Below are 4275 nucleotides of genomic sequence, written 5' to 3' on the forward strand. Positions count from 1 at the left end.
CCCGGTGCGTTGTAGTACTCCTCGACTCCTTGGACGAGTTTGTTCCAGGATGCGGTGCTGTCGCCGCCGTTGAAGGCGATGGTGACGGTGAGGTCTGTGACCGTGTCGCCCTTGTGCTGGAATCGGCGGACGTCGAAGCGGGAGGGGACGATGAAGCGGGGTGTGCGGTCCAGCCGCATCCGGGGCGGCGTGGACGGCCCGGCCCCAGTGTCGTTCTGAGGCACGGGTCGCGATTCCGCGAGGGCGAGTTCGACCTCGTGGAGGGCGTCGGCCAGGACGATGGCGTGCCCCTCCAACTCCGCCCGCAGCGCGGCCTTTTCCCGCGGGTCGAGGGTGGTGTCGATCCTCTGCTGCAATTCGTCGGCACGCAGGCCGGCAGCTTCCAGCGCCACCTCCGCCGAACGCAGGCGCGCACGGCCGGCGATCTCCTCCGCCCTCCGTGCCTCGTCGCCCGCTGCTTCCACGGGTTCCTGTGGGTGCGGCTGCCCGACCGTCACCGGTGCGGTCCGCTGTCCGGGCCTTGGTGCCTGGGCGGCAACGGTTCCCGGAGCGGTGACGGGGAGGTGGGGTGGGGTGTTGGTGCCGTGGTAGGTGATGGGCGCGCCTTCGCCCAGGGCCAGGAACTCGTTCTCACCCTCGCCGAGGAAGAGCGAGCGATCCGGATCGGCGTCGGGCCGGCTCTGTAGGAAGGTGCCGAACACGTGGTGGAGCGGCACCTCTTGGGACGTCACCCAGAAGGGGCCGAGCGTGTGGCTGCTCTCGTCCGTGGGGTCCTTGTACGGCGTCAGGAGGCTGTACGACTCCGCGGGACCCCGAGACATCTCCACCGACTGCCCCAGGGTCAGCGTGCCGCCGTTCTGGTCCTCCAGCAGGTCCCGCTTCTCCAGGCGGATCAACTGCACGACACCCCGCTGCGCGTCGACGTTCGGCATCTGCACCCGCTTCAGCACCTCGTAGGTGAAGGCGTGCTGGGCGGCGGCGTTCCGCACCATCCATGGAGCGAACATCGTGACCGGGTAACTGTCACTGCCGTCAGGGGACCACGAGTGGTCGGCGTCGGGCCCACCGAGCAGGAAATAGCCGTTCTCGGCCGTCGGCGGTCGGAGGTGGCTGACCAGCGCTTTGAAACGTCGGGACTCTTGGTTGACGGAGCCGCCGGCCTGGTCGAACGCCCAGTTGCCCAGGGCGACACTGCTGCCGCCCTCGTCGTCGAGCCACCGGTGGAACCGGGCGGACACTCCTTCGGTGCCGCGCAGCGAACCGCCCACCGGGCCGGTCGGGTCGGCGGGGTCGACCAGGGCCCACGGCGTGTCCTCGGGGTTCGGCACATCGCGGTCTCGCTCCCAGTTCGGGTTGACCACAAGTTGGCGGGGCAGGTCGTCGAGCACCCCGCTCTCCCCGAGCAGCATCTGCATCCGCAAGAACTCACTGCGGTACTCGGGACGCCAACCGCTGTTCGCCAGAGCGGAGTTCGTCTCCAGCCACCGGGTGGCCGCCACCTTCTCCGCGGCGGACGCCGTGGTCGACTGGCGGGTTTCCTCGGCGCGCTGCGCGATCTTGTCCAGGTACCGCGCTGTGCTGTCCGCCATGTCGTTGTACTCGCGGTGACCCTGCTCGGGGTCGCTCCACGTGTCCTCCGGGCTGGAATCCGGATAGGCCAGCGGGAAGGTGCGCCCGCTGCCCATGCTGATCACCCCGAAGGCGGGCAGTTCGGGTGCGTTCGACCAGAGAGTCGCGACACTGAAGGGTCCCGCCGGTACATCGGCGTCACTCGGGTGGAGGCGGGCGGCCACCGCGTCGGTGTGCTGTGAGACCAGGGGCCGGGAGACGGGGTCGACCCACGTGTGGGAGCGGGTTGTGGGGGCGCTGGCGGCGCGTGCCTGCTGCCAGTTGGCGTTCCCATTGTGGGCGGGGGTGTCGCCGATGAGCGTGGCGAGGAGTTGTAGGTGGCGTTCGCGCAGGTGGCCTTGTGGGAGTGGGTCGGGGGTGGGTTGGTGGTAGTTGCCGAGGAGGCTGCCTTTGATGTCGGGGCGGTGGGGGGCGGTGTCGTCCTGGTATTCGTCGCGGAGGCCCAACTGGTGGCCGAGTTCGTGGGCGTAGTCAATGGGATTGGCGTTGCGGTGCCAGTTGTTCTGGTCCATCGGCCGGGTGTGGTCGGTGAGGTTGACGGTGAGGTGGGGTGTGTCGCCGGGTTCGGCGGGTTGGACGGTGATGTGGAGGAGGTCGCCGTTGGGCAGGCGGTGGCCCGGTGCGTTGTAGTACTCCTCGACTCCTTGGGCGAGCTTGTCGTGGGCGGTGGTGGCGTCGCCGCCGCGATAGGCGATGGTGACGGTGAGGTCGGTGACCGTGTCGCCCTTGTGCTGGAAGCGGCGGACGTCGAAGCGGGAGGGGACGATGAAGCGGGGTGTGCGGTCCAGCCGCATCCGGGGTGGCGTGGACGGCCCGGCTCCGGTGTCGTCCTGACGGGAGGCGGGACGCGTTTCCGCGAGGGCGAGTTCGACCCTGTGGAGTGCCTCGGTGAGGACGCCGGCGTGCTGGTCCAGTTCCGCCCGCAGCGCTGCCTTTTCCCGCGGGTCGAGGGTGTTGTCGATGTTCTGCTGGAGTTCGTCGGCACGCAGACCGGCGGCCTCCAAAGCCAACTCCCCCGTACGCAGGCGCGCTTGGATCGCGAGCACCTCCGCGCTCACTGCTTCCGCGGGTTCCTGCGGGTGCGGCTGCTCGACCGTCGCCGGAGCGGATCGTCGTCCGGTCCGCTGGGGTGCCAGGGCGGCGACGGCTCCGGGCGTGGTGACGGGCAGTTGGGGTGGGGTGTTGGTGCCGTGGTAGGTGATGGGCGCGCCTTCGCCCAGAGCCAGGAACTCGTTCTCACCCTCGCCCAGGAGGAGCGAATGATCCGGCTGGGTGTCGGCCCGGCTCTGGAGGTAGGTACCGAACACGTGGTGCAGTGGCACCTTTTGGGACGTCACCCAGAAGGGGCCGAGCGTGTGGCTGCTCTCGTCCGTGGGGTCCTTGTACGGCGTCAGGAGGCTGTACGACTCCGCGGGTCCCCGTCTCATCTGTACGTCGTCGCCCAGGGTCATGGCTCCGCCGTTCTGGTCCTCCAGCAGGCTCCGCTTTTCCAGGCGGATGAGCTGGACGACCCCCTGCTCGGCGTCGACGTTCGGCATCTTCACCCGGTTCAGCAGCTCGTAGGTGAAGACGTGCTGGGCGACCATGCTGCGTATGTACGTCGTGTGGTCCAGGTACCGCGGGTCGAATCGCGTGACCGGGTACTCGCGGCCGTCCGACTGCCAAGTGTCGTGCTGGAGGCCGCTGTTCAGCCCCGCCGTGTGATACCCGTCGCCGGACTTGGGCGGACGGAAGTGGCTGATCATCACCTTGAACCGCTGGGACTCGGTGTTGATCGACCCGCCCGCCTGTTCATCCGCCCAGACGGACAGCCAGCCGCTGTCGCCGCCGGCCCCGTTCAGCCAGGTGTGGAACCGGGCGGACACTCCTTCGGTGCCGCGCAGCGAACCGCCCACCGGGCCGGTCGGGTCGGCGGGGTCGACAAGGGCCCAGGGCGAGTCCTCGGGGTCCGGCATGCCGTGCTCCCGCGACCAGTTGGGGTTGATCACGAGTTCGCGGGGCAGGTCGTCGAGCAGCCCGCTCTCCCCGAGAAGCATCTGCGTTCGCAGGAACTCACTGCGGTACTCGGGGCGCCAGCCATCGTCCTCCAGCAGTTTGTTGGTTTTCAACAAGTGCTCCGCGGCGTCCCTTTCCTCCTTGGCGGCATGGGGGTCCGTCCGGGTGCGCTCAGCTCGCTCGACGACGAGGGCGAGGTACTTGTCGGCCGGTTCCATCACGGCGTTGAAGGCGTCGTTGCCGTCCCACGGGCTGTCCCACTCGGCGGTCGTACGGTCGTCCGGGTACCGCAGCGGCACCGTCAGACCCTGGGCGGAGGAGGTGACCACCGCGAAGGATTCCAGCGCGGGTGCCTGCGCCCACAGTGTTCCCGCGTCGAACGGCCCCTCCGGAAGGCTGTCCGGCAGGACGTAGGTCACCAGGGACGAGGCGTCGAACGGCTCGCTCTGTTCCGCCTCGTCCTCCCGTACAGGCTCGGGCGAGGGCGGTGCGTGCACAGGCGTGGGCGCGGCGATGGGCGGCTGCACCCAGGTGAAGGGCGGGGCCGTGGACGAACCGGCTGGGGTGGGGGACGGTGCGCTCCAGTCGGATTCGTCCGAGTTCGTTCCGTCGGAGTCGTCGTCGGAGTCGTGCTGTTGGCGTCCGGGCGGC

At 69.2% G+C, this 4275-nt stretch carries 1 protein-coding gene; it reads right to left on the minus strand.

The genetic code is table 11. The features are described 5' to 3' along the window. Nucleotides 1-4275, minus strand: a 4275-nt coding sequence (locus tag ACIBLC_RS41840; RefSeq protein ID WP_399216732.1) for a hypothetical protein, incomplete at both ends; no start/stop codon positions are given.

It is taken from the genome of Streptomyces sp. NPDC050535, from assembly GCF_044457665.1.
In the GTDB taxonomy this organism is placed as follows: domain Bacteria; phylum Actinomycetota; class Actinomycetes; order Streptomycetales; family Streptomycetaceae; genus Streptomyces.